The 19,109-nt window shown below is 52.3% G+C and carries 12 protein-coding genes; 8 read left to right on the top strand and 4 right to left on the bottom strand.

Features of this window, described 5'->3' with window-relative positions; all coding sequences use genetic code 11:
* The first annotated feature begins 3 nt into the window (after window positions 1–3).
* From GFR01_RS10290 to GFR01_RS10305, 4 genes are read left to right on the top strand one after another with little or no spacing between them, the layout of a single operon-like run.
* Window positions 4–3,927, top strand: a complete 3,924-nt coding sequence (locus GFR01_RS10290) for a bifunctional nitrate reductase/sulfite reductase flavoprotein subunit alpha (protein WP_099182380.1) — start codon at window positions 4–6, stop codon at window positions 3,925–3,927.
* A gap of 15 nt (window positions 3,928–3,942) precedes the next feature.
* On the top strand, window positions 3,943–4,524 hold the full coding sequence (locus tag GFR01_RS10295) for an ANTAR domain-containing response regulator (RefSeq protein WP_099182495.1): 582 nt from the start codon (window positions 3,943–3,945) through the stop codon (window positions 4,522–4,524).
* Window positions 4,521–5,501 (top strand): CmpA/NrtA family ABC transporter substrate-binding protein, encoded by a 981-nt coding sequence (locus GFR01_RS10300; RefSeq protein ID WP_099182381.1) that lies wholly within the window; start codon window positions 4,521–4,523, stop codon window positions 5,499–5,501. The genes GFR01_RS10295 and GFR01_RS10300 overlap by 4 nt, the downstream gene beginning before the upstream one ends.
* A gap of 28 nt (window positions 5,502–5,529) precedes the next feature.
* Window positions 5,530–5,991 carry a nitrate reductase associated protein gene (locus GFR01_RS10305; protein WP_099182382.1) on the top strand — a complete coding sequence of 154 codons (462 nt, stop codon included), beginning with the start codon at window positions 5,530–5,532 and terminating at the stop codon, window positions 5,989–5,991.
* A gap of 170 nt (window positions 5,992–6,161) precedes the next feature.
* Here the strand turns inward: GFR01_RS10305 and GFR01_RS10310 are convergent, their stop codons facing one another.
* Window positions 6,162–8,078 carry a CocE/NonD family hydrolase gene (locus GFR01_RS10310; RefSeq protein ID WP_099182383.1) on the bottom strand — a complete coding sequence of 639 codons (1,917 nt, stop codon included), beginning with the start codon at window positions 8,076–8,078 and terminating at the stop codon, window positions 6,162–6,164.
* 78 nt (window positions 8,079–8,156) lie between these two features.
* Window positions 8,157–10,655 carry a TonB-dependent receptor domain-containing protein gene (locus GFR01_RS10315; protein WP_145994566.1) on the bottom strand — a complete coding sequence of 833 codons (2,499 nt, stop codon included), beginning with the start codon at window positions 10,653–10,655 and terminating at the stop codon, window positions 8,157–8,159.
* Window positions 10,656–10,884: 229 nt separating this feature from the next.
* On the opposite strand from GFR01_RS10315, the gene GFR01_RS10320 reads away from it, so the two are divergent.
* From GFR01_RS10320 to GFR01_RS10335, 4 genes are all read left to right on the top strand, one after another.
* Window positions 10,885–11,781, top strand: a complete 897-nt coding sequence (locus GFR01_RS10320) for a LysR family transcriptional regulator (RefSeq protein WP_099182384.1) — start codon at window positions 10,885–10,887, stop codon at window positions 11,779–11,781.
* Between the two features lie 125 nt (window positions 11,782–11,906).
* Entirely contained in the window at window positions 11,907–13,514 is a 1,608-nt protein-coding gene (locus tag GFR01_RS10325; protein ID WP_099182385.1) for a serine hydrolase, read from the top strand.
* Entirely contained in the window at window positions 13,511–14,731 is a 1,221-nt protein-coding gene (locus GFR01_RS10330) for an FAD-dependent oxidoreductase (protein ID WP_099182386.1), read from the top strand. Before GFR01_RS10325 ends, GFR01_RS10330 begins: the two co-directional genes overlap by 4 nt.
* Complete coding sequence (locus GFR01_RS10335) at window positions 14,728–16,014, top strand: serine hydrolase domain-containing protein (protein WP_099182387.1); 1,287 nt, start codon at window positions 14,728–14,730, stop codon at window positions 16,012–16,014. The genes GFR01_RS10330 and GFR01_RS10335 overlap by 4 nt, the downstream gene beginning before the upstream one ends.
* 584 nt (window positions 16,015–16,598) lie before the next feature.
* Here the strand turns inward: GFR01_RS10335 and GFR01_RS10340 are convergent.
* Together GFR01_RS10340 and GFR01_RS10345 are read right to left on the bottom strand one after the other, a co-directional pair.
* Window positions 16,599–17,927 (bottom strand): autotransporter strand-loop-strand O-heptosyltransferase, encoded by a 1,329-nt coding sequence (locus GFR01_RS10340; protein ID WP_099182388.1) that lies wholly within the window; start codon window positions 17,925–17,927, stop codon window positions 16,599–16,601.
* Window positions 17,924–19,108 (bottom strand): autotransporter strand-loop-strand O-heptosyltransferase, encoded by a 1,185-nt coding sequence (locus GFR01_RS10345; RefSeq protein WP_099182389.1) that lies wholly within the window; start codon window positions 19,106–19,108, stop codon window positions 17,924–17,926. Before GFR01_RS10345 ends, GFR01_RS10340 begins: the two co-directional genes overlap by 4 nt.
* Between the last annotated feature and the right edge of the window lies 1 nt (window position 19,109).

Consider the following 19,109-nt stretch of genomic DNA (forward strand, 5'->3'; position numbering starts at 1 on the left):
GTCATGATACGGGAAGACATCCGTTCTGTCTGCCCCTATTGCGGTGTCGGTTGCGGCATCGTGCTGGAGGTTGAGAACCATCAGATCGTCAAGGTGCGTGGAGATACCGAGCACCCGACGAATGGTGGTCGCCTGTGCACCAAGGGAAGCTCCTGCAACAAGCCGGTGTCGTCGTCCGCGCGGCTGGATATCGCCCAGATCCGGCCTGACAGAGCGTCCCTGCCCGTTCCCGCCAAAATGAAGGCTGCCATCAAGGAAACGGCCCGTCGCCTGAAGAACATTCTGGAGAAACATGGGCCGGATGCGATCTCTCTGTATGTGTCTGGGCAGATGTCATTGGAAGCGCAGTATCTGGCGAACAAACTCGTCAAGGGATACCTGAGAACCCAGCATATCGAGTCCAACTCGCGCCTGTGCATGGCTGCGGCAGGTGCTGGATACAAGCTCTCTCTGGGCGCAGACGCTCCCCCCGGCAGCTACGAGGACTTCGACTGCACGGACCTGTTCTTCGTGATTGGCGCCAATATGGCCGACTGTCACCCGATCCTGTTCCTGCGCCTGATGGACCGTAAGCGTCAGGGAGCAAAACTCATCGTCGTTGATCCACGGCGGACTGCGACGGCAGACAAGGCCGACCTGTTCCTTCAGATCCGTCCCGGCACTGATCTGGCTCTGCTGAACGGCCTGCTTCACATTCTGGTCCGCGATGACGCGATAGATCCGGACTTTATAGCCAGTGCGACAAAAGGCTGGAGCGAGATGCCCGCTTTTCTCGCGGATTATTCTCCCGAGCGCGTTGCCGAGATTACCGGCCTTTCGAAGGACGATATCGAAACCACCGCCAGATGGATTGCGGAAGCAGATACATGGCTGACTTTATGGACCATGGGACTGAACCAGAGCACTTCGGGAGCGTGGAATACCAACGCAATTTGCAATCTTCACCTCGCGACGGGCGCCATCTGTCGCCCTGGCGCTGGGCCTTTTTCCCTTACCGGGCAGCCCAACGCCATGGGTGGCAGGGAAATGGGCTATATGGGACCCGGCCTCCCCGGGCAGCGCTCGGCATTGGTCGATGATGACCGCGCCTTTGTAGAGCAGCAATGGAAGCTACCCGCAGGAACCATTCGCAAGGCGGGCGGCAATGGCGCGATAGCAATGTTCGAGGCCATGAGCCGCGGTGAAATCCGTGCGTGCTGGATCATCTGCACCAACCCTGTCGTGACCGTGCCACGGCGCGCCAACGTCACGGCTGCCCTTGAAGCCGCAGAGCTGGTTATTGTTCAGGATACCTACGCCGACATGGAAACCGCTGCATATGCGGATATTCTTCTTCCGGGGGCATTATGGGCCGAAGGAGACGGCGTACTGGTCAACTCAGACCGCACCATGACCCTGGCCCGGCAGGCTGTCTCCGCGCCTGGTGAAGCCATCGCAGACTGGGACATCATTGCACGCGTTGCCTGCGAAATGGGCTTTGAGAAGGCTTTCACCTTCTCATCTGCTGCCGAAGTCTTCGCGGAACTCAGCCGTTTCACCAACCCCAAAACGGGGTACGATATTTCCGGGGTCAGTCATAGCCGCCTGAAATCCGGACCTGTCCAGTGGCCGAGCCAGATGGGGGACACCGTACCCCGCCATCCGATCCGCTACCGGCCAGACCCGAATAAACCGCCTGTCTTCGCCACGGATGACGGAAAAGCGGTTTTTCATCCTCGGCCTTATCTCCCCTTCGAAGAGCAGCCGGATGAGGATTTTCCTTTCCTGCTCAACACGGGCCGTCTTCAGCACCAATGGCACACGCTCACAAAAACCGGTCGGGTCGATGGACTTAACAAGCTTAACCCCGGGCCTTTTGTCGAAATCGCTCTGGCCGACGCCGAACGACTGGGTATCGGCAAGGAAGATCCTGTCGAACTTCGGTCACGCCGAGGCACAGCGGTCCTCCCCGCCCGTCCTACCGATCGCGTTTCGCCCGGAACATGCTTCACGCCCTTCCACTGGAACGACCGTTTCGGCGAAAATCTGACAATCAATGCTGTCACAGCCGACTTCACGGACCCCGTCTCGCTTCAGCCCGGGATCAAACACTGCGCGGTGTCCCTCTCGCGCATCGAACCTTTTTCTGCTTCGGCAGAGGAGAACGCTGCTACTATGCCGCTTGACCACCTGACACAGCATCTTGGCCTCGTTGCTTCAGAGCCACTGGCTCTGTCTGTCGAAAGTCGTCAGTGGTTGACGGGCTTTATGGAAGGCCTGAGGCTTGCTCCACCGGAAAACGAGCTTCCCTTTGTTCCTCCGAGCGCTCCTTTACCGACAGAGCAGAAAGCCAGAATTAATGGCCTTTTAGCAGGCCTATATGCACGCAGTCCTGTAAGGAAGGATATTGCTGTTTCAGAAAGACCGACAAACACCCAGCTCAAACTGCTTCTTCGATGGGCCTCCCAGACAGGTCGGGCAGAAGGCCTTGCCGAAGAACTCATCATCTGGCTGAAAGAAAGCGGGTACGACGTCGATGCGATGAGCCTAGAGACCTGCAAACCAGCCCATCTTTCCGGAACAGTCCTCTTCGTCGTCTCCACCTTCGGCGACGGAGATGCTCCCGATAGCGCCAGCGCTTTCTGGGATGAGCTTCGCAAAACTCAAGGATCGCTTGAAGATGTTCGTTACGCCATGGTGGCGCTGGGGGACTCTTCATACGCCAATTTCTGCGGGTTTGGTCGGGCTCTTGATGAGCGCCTGATAACCCTCGGTGCAACCCCACTTATGCCTCGGCTGGATTGCGAGCCCGATTACGAAGAAACCGTTGAGGCTTGGCAACACAGATTCCTGGCCGCCCTTGGCATCAAAGCAGTTTCCGAACCAGACGTTCCGTTACGTGACGCACCTGCCATCACACGGGCCACTCCTGCAATTGCACGCGTCAGCCTTAATCACTGCCTGACGGGGTGTAATAGCGACAAGGAAACCCGGCAGATCGTTCTGAATCTTTCAGGGACAGGGTTGCACTATGAACCTGGGGACGCTCTCGGGGTCTGGCCCTGCAATGCTGGCTTGACTGTTGAAACAGTTTTGAACTCTCTGGGTCTGTCTCCCGATACGACAGTCTCCGTTCGGGGCCATGGGATCGTATCTCTGGAAGATGCCCTGACCAGACATTTCGATCTTTCCCGGCCATCTCCTGCGCTTCTGGAAAAATTGGTAGCACAATCTGCCGGCTACCTGCCCGAATTGCTGGCTACCACCAAACTCGACGTGCAGGCGCAGGAGATCCCGAACCTTTTTCGACGGATGCAGCCGCGCCTTTATTCAATCGCATCGTCCCTGAAAGCTTGCCTTGAGAGCGTCCACATCACTGTGGGTATCAATAATGATCCCTATCCCGGCCTATGCTCAAACTGGCTGGCGAGTTTACACGAGGGGGCGGAGGTCCCGGTTTTCCTGCAGGCAACCTCCCAATTCCGTCTGCCGAAAGACGATGCCAAACCTGTCATCATGGTTGGACCGGGCACAGGCATTGCCCCCTTCCGCGCCTTTCTTCAAGAGCGTGCCGCCTGTAACAGCCCCGGCCGAAACTGGCTTTTTTTCGGAGAACGTCATGAAGAAAACGGGTTCTACTATCGCGAGGAACTCGAAGGCTTCATGGCGCAAGGCTGCCTGACGCATTTGCACACGGCATTCTCCCGTGATCAGGGCCAACGTATTTATGTCCAGGACCGGATGGAAGAAAACGGGGAAGAACTTTGGAACTGGCTGCAGGAAGGCGCCTATTTCTACGTCTGTGGAGATGCCGCCCGTATGGCTCGGGATGTGGACAGTGCCTTGCGGCGCATCGTGGCACGTCATGGCATTATGTCTTCGGAGCAGGCTGATGACTATGTCAGTACCCTCACCCGAAATGGACGCTACGTCCGTGACGTGTACTGAGCCGGGCCCATGACAATGAAAATTCTTCTCGCAGACGAGAATTCCCAGCGTGCTGGGGCCCTGTCAGAAATTTTGAAAGCTGACCCTTCACTGGAGGTCATCCGGCTTGAAGGGTATGAAAGCCTGATTGCAGCCGTCAAAACCCATGTTCCTGACATTGTGCTCGTGGATATCTGCCGCGCTGACCGCGATGGACTAGATAGTGTCCGTGCGCTGTCTTCTTCCGGTCTTGAACGCCCCATCGCACTGTTTGTCGACGAAGACGATGAGACTCTTATGGAAGATGCTTTTGCAGCAGGAGTCTGTTCCTACAACGTGATGGATACACCGCCTCGGAACGTCAAACCCCTGCTTCGATCGGCAATTGCCCTATATCGCCGTTTTCAGGAAACAACGGCTGAACTCAAAGCAGCCCGGCAGGTTCTCTCGGATCGGGAAACGGTCGATACAGCGAAGAAAATCTTCATGCGTAACGAACGCTGCGGCGAGGCTGAAGCCTATCGTTGGTTCAGACGCCGGGCCATGCAACAGGCCCGCAAAATGGTGGATGTTGCCGCCGATTACCTCCGGGTTCAGACCAAGGATGATGCATCATGAGTTCTGCCATCAGAATAGGCTTGCTGAGGCTGGCAGATAGCGCCCCTCTTATTATCGCTCGTAATCTAGGAATATTTGAGAGACATGGGCTGGATGCAGAACTTATCGTATCGCCATCCTGGGCCAATGTTGCAGATGGTCTCGTCTGGAACGGACTGGACGCTGCTCTGATTTTTCCGCCTCTGGCGATTATGACAGCGCTTGGTCACCGTGGCCGAGAAATCAATCTCGGGCCGGGAATTCCTGTCAGCCGCGGTGGTAACACGGTTGTCCTGCGTGGACAGCTCATCCCCTCTTTCCTTGATACAGATGACATAACGAGACGCCGAAGCTTTGGAAGCTGGCGTAATGGCCTAAGCCGCCGCCCAAAGCTGGCCGTTGTGCATCTGTACTCGACCCACTTCCTTATTCTGATGGATTTCCTCAGAAGCGTGAAGGTTGACACAGAACAGGACGTGGAAATCGTCATCATGCCACCGGACCGCATGATCGATGCTCTGGCTGACGGGGAAATCGACGGCTTTTGTGCGGGTCCACCATGGGGAACGGAAGCGGACCTGCGTGGCCTCGGCTCTATCGTAGCTGGCTCCGCCAATATCCATCCCGGTCATTTGGAGAAGACGCTCGTAACCACACAACGATGGGAGCAGAGTTCACCTGCGCTCTTGCAAGCTTTGCAGGCTGCCATCGGCGAAGCCACACGCTTCTGTATGAACCCCGGCAATTCTGCAGAAGTCGTTCGTCAGCTTTCCCGCTCACTTTCAAATGGCGGTTTAAGCCTTCCATCAAAAGCCACCGAGCAGATCATGCCTTATCAGAATAATCCAAACGCCATGCAATTCGATTTTTCGACCACAGGCGCCGATCTTTCAATTAACTGGATGGTCCAGGCAATGCAGGCACAGTCTTGGTTAACGCCTGCGAACATGAAGCGTCTTTACGAACTAGGCTGGCTTACACCAGCACCTATTTCGTGAACGGCCCTGCTTTTCAAGAGACAGAACCATGATCGCAAATCTACAGATATTCGGGTTCGAGCGCGATTTTGCAGAGACGTTACGTTGTATTCCCATGAGCGTACGCATGAAGCTCGATGAATGTGGAATAAAGCTCAGTCTTCGTCAGTGGAGCCGTTTCAATTATGAGGATCGCTACGAACTCTGTTACCGCTCTACAGATTCAGACACACACAGGCAGATCTATCGAGGATTACTTGAAGATTTAATTCGGGCTCGCGCCAATGAAGAGCCTGTTTTTCTTACTCAGACGCAACCTACAGAATGGAAAGAAAGCCACTCTGTGCCGACCTGCCTCCAGAAACAGCTTGTGGAAAAAGATCTCTCTCCCGTACCGCCACAAAAATGGGCGGCTCTAACGCCATTACAACGCTTCTCTCTGATAAAGCTCTGTCGATCTGGCCACGAAAATCATAACCTTCCTGCGGCTCTTAAGGAGTTCAATCTTTAAAATCGAAGATGACGTTTTCCGCCGTACAGCCGTTTCAATCATCTAAATGAACAGTCCGAGCAAATCGCAACCCTCTCTGCCCCGAAAGCAGAGGGGGCAAACTTCAAGAAACCGACGATACACTCAGCCAATCTTAAACTTGCACCAGAGCCCGTTTGAGAGACCTTTACTTACAGGACTGGCTTGGTCCCACCATGTATTTCCAACCAACTACCTGCGACATCCACCGAAATAGTCGCTGATTTATATGCGCTCTTTGGAGCGATCATAATGTTATCGACGTAAGTTTGCGGATTGCGGTCGTAAAGCGGAAACCAACTCGACTGGACTTGTATCATGATACGATGCCCTGGCAGGAAGGTATGGTTCACCATCGGCAGACGCACGGGATAGACCTGCTTTACGTTCGCCGGAATTGGCTCAGGATGTTCAAAGCTTTTGCGGTACCGACCGCGCAAAATATTGCCAGATACCATCAACTGATAACCACCCATGGCAGGCTGAGATGCAACCTCATCAGGATAAACGTCGATCAGTTTGACGACAAAATCTCCATCAGTCCCGGTTGTTGTCGCCGTGAGATGCATCAGAGGCTCACCCGTGATGGTAAACGGCTTCGTCAGAACGTCTGAAGTCAAAGATAAGACATCCGGGCGGGCGCCAGCGTTGCGCTGATCAGTAGTCAACCACCAACGCCACCCCGAATTAGCCTCATCTTTCGAAATGACGGGACGAGAGACATACGGAACCGGGTGATCCGGATCAGAAACATAGGTCAACTGCCCTGCATGTCCGTCCGGTTTTGAAAAAGAAAGACCATGGTTTGGCTGGAAATAGAGAGAGGAACAGTCACTATCACATTCCGGCGCAGGCAAAGCGTCCATGCTCTCCCATTCGTTTTCACCACTGCGATAGGCTGTCACGCGTGCAGGAAGTGGGATTGCATCATCCTTGAGATAATGCGCCAGGAACGGCATCAGAACGTGCTTGCGGAAATACAGCCCTGTATCGGAATGGAGATCCACTGAACCGAGCATACTGGCTGCGTGGATTTCACCACCATGATTCCAGGGGCCCATCGCAAGCCAGAGATTAGGCCGTGCCCCGGCGTTTTTCCGCAACGCATCATAGACGGCAATCGCGCCATAGTTGTCTTCCTGATCCCACAGACTATGCACCAGCATGGTTGGGACTTTCAGCCCCTCTTTGGGAAGAAGGCGGTCAAGCGCCTGTAACTGCCACCACGAATCATAAGCAGGATGGGCCAGCAACTGTCGAAAGAAGCCGATCTGGTCCATGCCGCGAGACTTGCCAACTGCCCCTGCGGAAACACCATTCAGGAAAAATGTGTAAGAGTCATAAGCGCTGTTCCACCATTTGGCGGTGTTTTTTCGCGTAGCCCCCTGATCGTAAATATATGGGAGCATCTCCTCGCGGAACGCACCATTATGAAACCAGTCATCCCCCATCCAGCCATCGACCATGGGGTTCATTGGCACCGAAACCTTCAAGGCCGGATGCGGATGGAATAGCGCAGTGATCGCGGTGTATCCGTCGTACGATACACCCAGAATGCCGACCTTACCGTTGCTCTGCGGGACGTTATGCACCAGCCATTCAATAGTGTCCCAGGTATCGGTACTTTCATCGACAGCGGTGCCATTCAAGGGCCCCCGCATTGGCCGGTTCATGACATAGTCACCTTCGGAACCGAATTTACCACGGATGTCCTGAAGAATGCGGATATATCCCCCTTCAACGATGACATCAGGCATGTTGTCATACCCAGGAAGAATGGATGCCATATGGTTACTCGATCCGAGCGAGGCCATATGAGCAGCATTGTAAGGTGTACGGGTCATTAACATCCCGGCGTTTTTGGCCGCTTTCGGAATGAGGATGACGGTGTGAAGCTTAACCCCGTCACGCATCGGGATCATCACATCCTGGCGGGTATAGTCGAAAGCTGAATTGGTCTCATGGAAGTCCGCCGGCATGTCTGTATAGACTGAGCCAGTAATCGGCTGTGCAAGAGCCGTTTGCGAGAACGTCAGCGCACAGACCGACACCATAAGAAGCTTTTTCATAATCGTTCCAGAGAGTGAATGGCAGGCGAGTGGTCTATGTCTATGCCATAGACCACTCCATTGAGCTATCGCGTCAGGTTAAAATTCCGCAGAGACAGTACCAAAGTACTCACGAGGCGCGCCAACAAACAGATTGGCGTTATCATCTCCGGAGACTGATGCTGCGCCGTAAATGCCCCCAATATAGTTGCTATCGAACAGATTAGTGATACCGAAAGTAGTTTTTATATTTTGCGCAAACCCGACCTTACCGAAGTTGTATGCAAGATTGAGATTTGCCATCCAATAGGACGGAACATATTCATCGTTAAGATATGTCATGGGTCTGGAACCAATGTAATTGACGTTAAAATTGAACATCGCCTTGCGCCAAGTATAATTTAGGTTCGCCTTATACATGAATTTTGGATAATATACTTGGTGCTTACCCTTCAGGCTGTAGGTGCTACCCCCATAATTGATGGATGTCGTCTGATACTCTGCGTCGTTCCAGCTAAAGCTGTTTGTAATTTCAAGCCCACGAAACGGACGGATCGTCACGGCAGCATCTGCACCATTCATGGTTTCACGGCCGACATTCAGATAGGCACTGTGGGCCGTGGCTGTGCTTCCCTCCGTAATAGATGCAAGACGATTGTAATAATCAGTATGATAGAAGTCTGCGCTTCCGGAGAAAAATTGAGAATCATACCGATAGCCTACAATGTAGTTCCACGTCCGTTCCGGCTTGAGGACATTCTTGTTGGCATCAAATACTGATTGGGCAGATTGCGAGGCATTACCAAGGCCTCCCCATGGGCCTGCGGTGGAAGTCTGGGAATAATAATCATACGCGCGTAGGTTCTCGGCAATATCCCAGTAAATTTCATGATGATCAAGAAAATGATAATCAAAGTTGAAATGAGGAAGAAACGCGCCTGAAGCCGTCATGGTGCCGTTAGCAGGATGACGGTAATAGGTATTCCAACCTTCGGCTGCCAGTTGATCCGTGTAATCAGCTTTCGTGCCACCATGAGTTGTTTGCGTCAGAGACTTGAACCCGGCCAGAACCGTCATACCCGGAATAATTTTCCAACGATCCTGAAGAAAGAACTGAAATGTGTTGGTATTGTAGGCATCATTATACCAGGTGCTTCCCGTACCCTTTTTAAAGTCAGCCAGTGGGTTATGGCCGGTCGTCAATCCATCTTCGTAAAGCATGGAGTCATAGATCCAGCGGTTATTTTCGTACCAGAGGCCGCTTTCAATATAGTTGTTGTGGGATGTTTCAATCGAGACTTTCTGAGTGAACCCCAGTCGGCGCATATCTGCATGTGACATACCCAGCGCCATCGGAACACCAGTGACCGAGCCGTCCGCCTGTAATGTCGGAGTACCGTAGCTGGGAGACGTCACGAAGTTATTGGTGCCTCCATATAGACCGCTACTGACATTTCCATATGCGACTGTATCTGAATGGATCTTCTCTGAGAGATCAAAATGGCCCGTAACCGCCGAAAGATAGGTTCTCTGCACCTGAGAGGCGTCCCAAGCGTAGTCCCCGATCTCGTCGTTGGACAACTTTCCCTCATAACCCGGAGGAACATCGGACGTGTATTGTGCATAGTAGGCCCATTGCTTGGCCTTTTCGTAATCCGGCTTCAGATAAGTCGTATCGCGTCCCATCTGCCGCCACATGTTTTTGGTGAGGGTCAGATAGTTCATCTGCTGAAAGTTGCCGTACCCAAAGAAGCCGGTAATTTTCCCATGCTGCCCAACAGGCTGAACAATCTTCGCATCTGCCTGCAATTCGCTCTGGCCTCCTGCCCCTTTCCAGAGATCACTGTCCGTACGGGCAAAGGATGCATAAAACTTCGTGCCTGTTTGATTCAGAATACCGCTATCCACGCGAGCATAGGTTCGATACGCGTTATAGCTTCCGAAAGTCTGGCTAATCTTGCCACCTGCCTTGTCTTTCGGGTCGGACGACATATAGGTCATGGCGCCACCCAGATTCTGGGCAGAAAATGAATCCAGTGCGCCCGCTCCTTGCGACATGCTCATCCCGGTAACGTCATCCTGGATCATCGCCTGAGTGATGGAAACACCGTTATTGTTGGCAAAGCCTTGCGTTCCCAGCGGTATACCATCCAGCGTTGCGCCGATCTGCATCTGGGTAAAACCGCGCACGTAGAATGTGTTGCCATATGTATCGAGGCCAAAGGCATCCGTAGACGTGAAATTTGCTCCAGGGGTTGTCATGCCCAAGACCTGCATAGGGTTTGTCCCAGCGACAAACCTGTCCATGACCTTGCGCGTCACCGCGACTTCCGGGCCATGACTGCGAACACGTGATACACTGACCGAAATCGATTCAGAATCAGCGCTCTCAATCGTACTGCGCCGTTTTCGTGAAATCGCGCCTGGATGGGAAGCCGTGGGAGACGAAACGTGTCTAGCCCTGGCGGCCGGATGTGATTCCGCAGCAGCTGCTGCCCCATAGGGAGCAACACTCGCCACAACAATTCCGAGGAGGCTGGTCGTAAACAGATAACGAGATTTGTTTCCCGACTTACCTGAGAACTTTATTGCCGACATCACCCGTATTCCCTCGAAAGATCACATCGGGTTTATGTTACGTTTTCGATATATTAAGCGTCTACGTTGATTTTTTTTAGCAACTGATAGACTAAGGTTAAGAAACAACCGCTTCAAAAGAAGGCTATTTCAGCAATATTCCCAAAATGCCACAGGAGAGCTATGAAAGCCGCACGTTTGTCGTGTTGGAAGATATGTCTGCCTATTTGCTCTCTGGAAAGTATCGCTCGTGAGATTACGTCAGATCGAAGTCTTCTATGCGATTATGACGACCGGCTCGCTGCGAAAAGCAGCCGAAGTCCTGCACGTTTCGCAACCGGCCGCCAGCAAGGTTCTTCGCTACGCGGAGCACTCTCTTGGGTTCGCATTATTCGAGCGAAAAGGTGGTCGACTGATCCCGACGCGTGAGGCACAGATCATGTTGCCCCACGTCAACGCTATCTTCGGAAAACTCTCAGACCTGCGCCGCCTGACCCATAATCTGCGCTATGCCCGTGATGGTCACTCTATCCATATCGGATGTGTGCCAAGCCTCGGCCTTAGTCTTATTCCTCGAGTGGTACGGAGCTATTGCGCCAGTCATCCTGACACGGATGTCACAATCGACACCCTGCACGGTTCCGAGATCGTCTCGCGAATTTTCAATCATGATCTCGATCTTGGTGTGGTTTTTGGCAATTATTCCCGAGAAGGCCTGACCGCACAGCATATCGGCGATATTCCGTTGGTACTGATTGATAAAGAGAGAGAAAGCGGTCCCGTGGCACTGATGGATATCGATCGCCATCGCTACCTGGGCCTCTCGGAAAAAGATCCGACAGCCGATCTGCTCGATATCGCGCTTGACGAGGCTGGCGTGACGATGACGCCCGCCATTCGGGTACGCACTCACTTCATGGCGGCAGAACTGGTCCGTCTTGGGGTTGGCTGCGCAGTCGTGGATGCTCTGACTGTGTTACATCATCCAGGCCTGCCCCGCCCCTGCGTGCTCTCTCCATCGCTGAATGTTACCTGCACAGTCCTGTACCGGGCAGACTATGCCCTCTCGCATATATCACGCGATATTCTCACGTTGATGCAGCACGAACTGGACAGTGACCTGCGTCAGCTGAATGAGATGATTTAGACTAAGGTTATCACCGACATATATCTCGTCATGGGACACGGGCCGCCATTCCATGCTTTATCTGATGCAATGAACATCAAGGTTCATTGCTGAGCCACCAAAACGGCAGGAGTATTGGAGAGGTTATGATGAAGCGTTGTGGCCTGTATGGAATGACGATCCTTTCAGGGGCGCTGCTACTGCTCCCTCTTCGTCAGGTTAAGGCCACCACTCTCCCTGCGGGACTGACAACACAGGACATCGACGCGACCGTTGAACGCGCCCGCAAAGCTTTTAATGTCCCCGGGATTGCCGTCGCCATCGTACAGGATGGAAAAATCGTTTTCAGTCGTGGATATGGACGACGCTCGGAAGATCCCGGCAGTCTGGCGGCAGACAGCCGCACTCTGTTCGCCATCGGATCCAATAGCAAAGAGTTCACGGCGACAGCGCTCGCGCAGCTTGTCGATGCCGGAAAGCTGAAATGGGATGATCATGTTATTGATCATATCCCGGAATTCCGTGTTTCCGACCCATCGATCACGCGTGATTTCCGCGTGTCGGATCTGCTGACCCATCACAGCGGCATGGGATTAGGTGCCGGGGATCTGATGCTGTTCTCGCACAGTACGTTCACGCGAAAAGACGTTTTGGCAGGGCTTGAACATATGCCGTTCACTGCCCCCTTCCGAAGTGACTACGCCTATAACAATCTGCTCTACGTTGTCGCCGGAGCACTGGTTGAGCGGATTACAGGTCATAGCTGGGAGGATGCGCTCCAAACGCGTATCATTGATGCTGCTGGTCTGCCCGCATGCCAGTCTACGCCGCCTTACCGCGGCGAGCCGGACGTTGCTACGGGCCAAGGAGATCACTCTTCCTTACCCGAGAAGGCCGCTCGTCAATTTCCCGCCGTGGCGCCTGCGGGCGGCATATGGTGTAGCGTGGACGGAATGGCCCGTTGGGCCCAGGTTTATCTTGATGGCGGTCAGACGCCTGAAGGCAGGCGAATATTCAGCACTGAAAGCCGAGATATACTCTGGTCCCCTCACGCCCTGCTTCCTCTGCCAGACATCGCGGCTTTGACCGGCACGCATTTTCGCGCTTACGGCTATGGCTGGTTCATGGAAGATTTCTTCGGCCACAAGCGCGTTTGGCATACCGGGACGATCGGTGGAATGGTCAGTTACGTCACATTCCTGCCTGAGCTGAAAAGCGCTGTTGTGATCCTGACCAATCACGATGACCATAACGCCACTTACGCTCTGGCCACGACACTCAGCGCACGCATTGCCACCGGGCACAGCGATGACTGGATCAGCTACTGGAAGCATCAGGAAGACGAAGCAAAAGCCCGGGACGCAACCTCCGCTGCCTCGACCGGACCAGGATCGCCAGCCCGGCCGTTTGTGGCGCTCTCCCCTGCACAGCAGAAGGATTATCTCGGGAACTACAAGGACGACTGGCGCGGCCTGATGTTCGTCACGCAACGCGGCAACGACCTGCGACTGACATTCTCCAAGGCTGACGGCCTAAGCGGCACCCTGCATCCTCTACCGCATGACCTGTTCTTTGTTCGATGGGACAACCGGGAACAGGATGGCGAGGACGATGCCTATGTTCAGTTTGAACGGACTGTTGAGGGTAAGGTCACTGGGATGACAATGAAGCTTCTGGGGTCGGATTTTAGTTTTGATGCGCAGGATCTGCATCCCCGGAAAGTAGAGCCAACACCCCGCGAGGCCGCACGGTGAAACAGCATATCGCGGTTATAGGCGGTGGTGTCATTGGTCTCTCTACGGCTTACGCCCTGATCCGGGCAGGCCACGACGTCACATTGATCGAGCAGAACGAAGATGTTGGTTTAGGAGCGAGCTACGCCAACGGGGGCCAGCTCAGCTATCGTTATGTCAGCCCTCTTGCCGATGCCGGAATACCCCGTCAGGCGCTCGGCTGGATGCTGAAACCCGGCTCACCGGTTTCTCTTCACCTCAGGGCTGACCCGCGGCAATGGAGATGGATGCTCTCGTTCCTTTCGGCCTGCAATCGTTCTACCAATCGCAGAAACGCGAAATCGCTCCTGCAACTCGGACTGGAGGGGCAGGCTGAGATGGCGGCGTGGCGTGCCGACGGTCTGGACGGATATTTTTGGCGGCAGGCCGGGAAGCTGGTGCTATATCGCCAGAATAAAGCCTTTCGGAAAGCAGTATCGGCCATTCAGGATCCCATACTGGAACAAGCTCTGTCTCCGGCGGAATGTGCAAAAATCGAGCCTGCATTTGCCCATCTTGAGCCCGATCTGGCGGGAGGCATCTTCTCGCCTGAAGATGAGGTTGCGGACAGTTATCTTTTCTGTAAAGCCCTGAAAACATCTCTCCTTAGCCACCAAAAGTTTCGCTTCCTTCCGGGAAAGGCTGCTCTTGTGCCGGAAACGGCCAAAAGGTGCGCACTGATGGTGGACGGAACCCGTTTTGCAACGGATCTGGTTGTCCTGGCAGCCGGTCTGAACGCACGTGACATTGCTGCCCCGCTTGGTATCCATCTCCCCCTTTATGGCCTCAAGGGATATAGCCTTACGCTGCGGCCCTCCCCTGAAACACTTCCTTCCGTCAGCGTCACTGATTACGATAACCGTATCGTTTATGCGCGCCTGGGTGATGCTCTGCGGGTAGCGGCTATGGTCGATATCGGTGCAGAGGACCGCTCTCTCAACCCTAATCGTCTGGCCTCCCTCCGCAATCTTGTCAGGCAGACACTGCCGGGTGTTATCGCCCATAATATCCCGGACGCTCCTTGGACAGGATTGCGCCCCGCCACCCCCACGGGAGTTCCCATGGTTGGACACAGCGGTTGCGAGAACCTGTTGCTCAACGTGGGGCATGGCGCGCTCGGATTTACACTTGCGGCGGGGTCAGCCGCACGGATTGTTAAAATGATCGGCCAAGCTCATGGCGACGGAGCTCAGAAATGACGCAGCGTTTTATTTGTAATCTTTCTGCCCTGTTGCTCATGACAAGCTGCGGAGCGGCCTACGCCGCCCCTTCTCCTTCGAGAGATACACAGCTTGAACAGGTTCTTGCTCACGGCGAAGCGCGTCCACTGGCAGCCATCGCCGCAATGCGCATCCATAATGGCGCAGTATCCTATCGTTATGTAGGCGGTTTCGCGCGCAAAAACGGAATGGACCTTACATCTGTGCGGTCAGACACGTTGTTTCGGATTGCCTCCGTTTCGAAATTTGTTACTACCATTGGCCTGATGCAGTTGGTCGACCAGGGAAAAGTTGACCTGGATGCCGATGCATCTCGCTATCTTGGCTTCACCATCCGTAATCCTGATTTTCCAAATGTTCCAATCACACCGCGCATGTTGCTGAGCCATACGGCCAGCATCGCCGATGCAGACGACTACGTGATCCCGGCCAATCATGCGGTTTCAGAATTTTTTGATCCGTCACGCCGCCCCGGAATGGTGACCTATCACTTCCTTCCCGGACGAAAGCCAGGGACATGGTTCAGTTATTGTAACCTGTGTTACGGCCTCATCGGCACCATGGTCGAGCGTGTCAGCAGGGAACGTTTCGACCTTTATCAGCAAAAGCATGTTCTGACGCCACTCGGAATTGATGGGGGTTACGATCCGGCACTTCTTGACCATCCAGAACGGCTCGCAACCCTCTATCATCACACAGTAAATGGCTACGAAGCGGCGAAAGACGATAGTATTCACTTTCTTCCCGAAGCCTCTGCCCAATACCGGATCGGTACGAATGCCACGATCTTCTCTCCCCAGGGAGGTCTTCGCATATCTCTGGACGGCCTTTATCGCCTGTCTCAGTTCGTATTCGGCGAAGGAAAGGTTGATGGTATAACTGTACTGTCCTCACAATCGCTTCGCACAATGTTGCAACCAGAATGGCGATACGACGGACATAATGGTGAGGGCACTTATCCTATTGCGAGCTATGGACTGGCCACCATCCAATTGACCGGCGCACACGATCCTTCGGGTCATCCAACCGCCCCATGGCGCGGGTATCGGGGAGGCTTCGTTGGTCATCTTGGAGATGCGTACGGCCTGCGATCCGGCTTCTGGCTTAATCCGAAGACGCACGAGGGTTACCTGTTCATCGTAGACGGATTTCCGGAAGATGGCCAAGAAAAACCTGGAAAATTATCTTCATTTACTAATGTGGAAGAAAAGATTTTCAGTGCTTTGGGAGGCTTGGAGGCTGTTTCACATACAACGGAATGAATATCTTGGCCTCTCGGGCCCCAAGATACCCATGCCAGCATTATCATCACATCGACGTCTTACATTCGATTCAATGCCCGTATAAATCAAGGCTGGTTCGCATGTCTTATTGCCAAAAAAACGTTACTGTAGAGAACACCATTGCTGCTTTCGTCACATTTTTCTGCTTTAGCAAAGGCGTGAGTGGTCCATGACACGGGTGTGGCCGCTAGTTTTTGTCTGCATGTCCCTACCCCCCCCGGCCAATCGTAAATATATTTGCAGGCCCGGACAGAACACGGATGATCATCCAAATCAGTGGATCCTCTTGAGAGAAACACTTAAGTTTCAGGCGAACGGTCCGCTTTTACGAAGGCCACGCAGGACTATCCACATCCCTGTAGAATATACGAGCCTATAGAATGCTAACTCTGCGATATCGCTAAAAGGGTTACACACCTTTCCTTTAGATACGACACCTAAAAGCTTGGTATTGGTGCGCAAACTTAGCCGGGCCGAAGATGATGGCCATGGAGCAGATAGTGAAAGGCGGGACCTCCCGATTGGTGACCATTTTCTTGTACCTAGAAATTTTGTTTTCAAAACTAATTGTTAAGTGAATTTATCACTCTTTTTATATTTTCAATAACATGCACGGAAGTTATTTTCTGAGTACATTCGAACTGCCGATCCGTTTTTGAATGTCTCGGGCAAAACAGAAAATCGTCATGGACAAATGGATGACGAATATCGTGCCAGCAACTATTGCAGATATTCGTATTAAAAACTCTATACGGTGTCTCGAATTCATTAATCGGATGCGTAAATCCAGAAATCATAACAACAGGTGTTTGTGCAGCCCAGGCGAGCCAGGACAAGCCGCTGGATAGCCCCACGAAAAACTCGGCATGTGCGAGCCACCAGGCTCGTTCCGATAAAGGGCGCGCTCCCGTTTGATCTTCTGCCCCGTGGGGGATTTGATTCCAGTGCAAGCCCTGCCCATAGATCTGATCTTTATCTATACAAATTACACGATAACCTGACCTCTTCAAATATTCAACAACATCGTACCATCCATATGGATTGTTCCAGTATTTACATTGAGTGCTTGCTTGAGTAGCTATTACAACATAGGGTTCAGAAATCGGTCGTTCTTCCGAAACAACCAAACGGGGTGCCTCCTCGATAGGAGAAACACCCAGAATATATCCCGCCGTTCTATGCAAGCCGACAAGTCGGAAATCTACAGGTTGCCAGGTATTATCTTCATCATGAAAAAAAAGCCCCATGTAATATGTGGCGTAGAGATTGTCTTTGATATCATCAAACGAAGACTGCTCTACAAACGTTATATTCAAATAGGCAGGTTCCAGCAATTCTTTCATATGTGGTGACAGCATAACAACCAATTGGCATTTGTGCTGCTCACAAAATCGGACAGCATAGGGAAACCATCCTATACTATCCCCCACGGTCCCACCGGGTAGAATTACTGCCACCTGTCGATTGCTGGCATCATAAATATGCGAGAAAATTAGCAGACCCTTTTGAAAGACTTCCAATTTAATGCGAAGATAGTGTTTTTTTCGCCCCTGGAAGATACAACCACTCCCCTTCCCGTCGAAAAATACAGTTGAAGTATCTAAATCCGTAAAACGGACACGCCATTCTCCAACCGGAACTTGAACACGAACACCGTGGTTAAAATCATAACGAATACCTTCAGGACCTATCTGCGTCGGTGTTTCACTTGGTGATGGATAAGACGGTTTTTTATCACTCTTAATCGATTTTCCGTGATTTTGGCCTGGAACAAAAAGGTTTTCTTTAAGCGGCGATTGCTCTGATTTTACAGTTTTTACTTCGGCAGACGTGATTGAATTGCCAGAATTCAAGATTGATTGAAGAATATCTGAAGTGTTAGCGTTGCTCATTCCGATATTCCTACAAAATCAGGGATGTTCTGAATTGTCTCGATAACCTGTTGCGACGAGATCAATTTCGTACATTCAAATTGTCTCTCTGTGTTTCTTTGACGAGGGCACCAAAAATAATCGGCCGGATCGAGTTGGCATCGGATATCATTCGAGCATCCATTGCAGGCATTCCAGTTAATCACACGATATGGCGTCTGAAATTCATTATCAGGTCTTGTAAACCCACTGATGAGAACAATAGGCACACCTACAGCCCAAGCCAGCCAACTCAGCCCACTAGACAGCCCTATAAAAAATTCCGCGTGTTGAATCCAGCGTGCCCGCTCTGATAAGGGGAGCGCCCCTGTAAAGTCCTCGGCTCCATATGGAATATGGTTCCATATAGTTGATTGCCCACTAACCCTATTTTTATCAATGCAAATAACACGATATCCATTTTTCTTTAAAAACCGAACGGTCTCCAGCCATCCATAAGGGTTATTCCAATACTTATTTTGAGATGTTGCCTGCGTAGCGATGCAGACATAGGGTTCAGCCAAAGGTCGGCCGCCATCCATAATACAAATTTCAGGCCTTCGTGAAATTTTTGACAATCCCAAGATTAAAGCCGCATTTCCTTCCAGCCCTGCTTCTCTGTAATCAACCGGACTGTGGGAATGCGATAAATCATTATAAAAAATAAGAACTTTATATTTTGCATAGTATACACCATCTACTTCAACCTCAGAGGACACCATATTTATTTCTGGGTATTTGGGCTGCAGCAATTCTACGACGTCCGGGCGCACAATGCAGGTCAGGTGACACTCATGTTTTCTTGCAAATTCTGCCACATGTCCGAACCACGCAAGGTGATCTCCTATACCTCCTTGTCGCATGGAAATAAGAACCGGTTTCCTTTTCAAGTTCATTTCATGAACAAAAAATTCTTGATCATGTTTTTTTATCTCAATTCGAAACCGCACATAATATCTTTTGGAACTCTGGACATAGCCGGAAGTGATGTCTTCTGAGAACAGAATGGTATGAGTATCCAAATCCCTTAACGTAACGTGCCAGTTGCCTGATGGCAGATACACGCGGCAACCGTCATTGAAATCAAAACGTATGCCCTCTGGCCCCTGTTGGGTCAGATGGACTGCAGACTTTTCCGCGGAAGTATCTAAGGGATAATTCACG

This window comes from Gluconobacter frateurii (assembly GCF_002723955.1).
Lineage (GTDB): Bacteria > Pseudomonadota > Alphaproteobacteria > Acetobacterales > Acetobacteraceae > Gluconobacter > Gluconobacter frateurii.

Excerpts from the sequence above, each read along its gene's own strand:
- GFR01_RS10310 (WP_099182383.1), bottom strand. The coding sequence starts at position 8,078 with ATGAAAAAGCTTCTTATGGTGTCGGTCTGTGCGCTGACGTTCTCGCAA.
- GFR01_RS10340 (WP_099182388.1), bottom strand. The coding sequence starts at position 17,927 with ATGAGCAACGCTAACACTTCAGATATTCTTCAATCAATCTTGAATTCT.
- GFR01_RS10335 (WP_099182387.1), top strand. The coding sequence starts at position 14,728 with ATGACGCAGCGTTTTATTTGTAATCTTTCTGCCCTGTTGCTCATGACA.
- GFR01_RS10305 (WP_099182382.1), top strand. The coding sequence starts at position 5,530 with ATGATCGCAAATCTACAGATATTCGGGTTCGAGCGCGATTTTGCAGAG.
- GFR01_RS10300 (WP_099182381.1), top strand. The coding sequence starts at position 4,521 with ATGAGTTCTGCCATCAGAATAGGCTTGCTGAGGCTGGCAGATAGCGCC.
- GFR01_RS10290 (WP_099182380.1), top strand. The coding sequence starts at position 4 with ATGATACGGGAAGACATCCGTTCTGTCTGCCCCTATTGCGGTGTCGGT.
- GFR01_RS10325 (WP_099182385.1), top strand. The coding sequence starts at position 11,907 with ATGATGAAGCGTTGTGGCCTGTATGGAATGACGATCCTTTCAGGGGCG.
- GFR01_RS10315 (WP_145994566.1), bottom strand. The coding sequence starts at position 10,655 with ATGTCGGCAATAAAGTTCTCAGGTAAGTCGGGAAACAAATCTCGTTAT.
- GFR01_RS10295 (WP_099182495.1), top strand. The coding sequence starts at position 3,943 with ATGAAAATTCTTCTCGCAGACGAGAATTCCCAGCGTGCTGGGGCCCTG.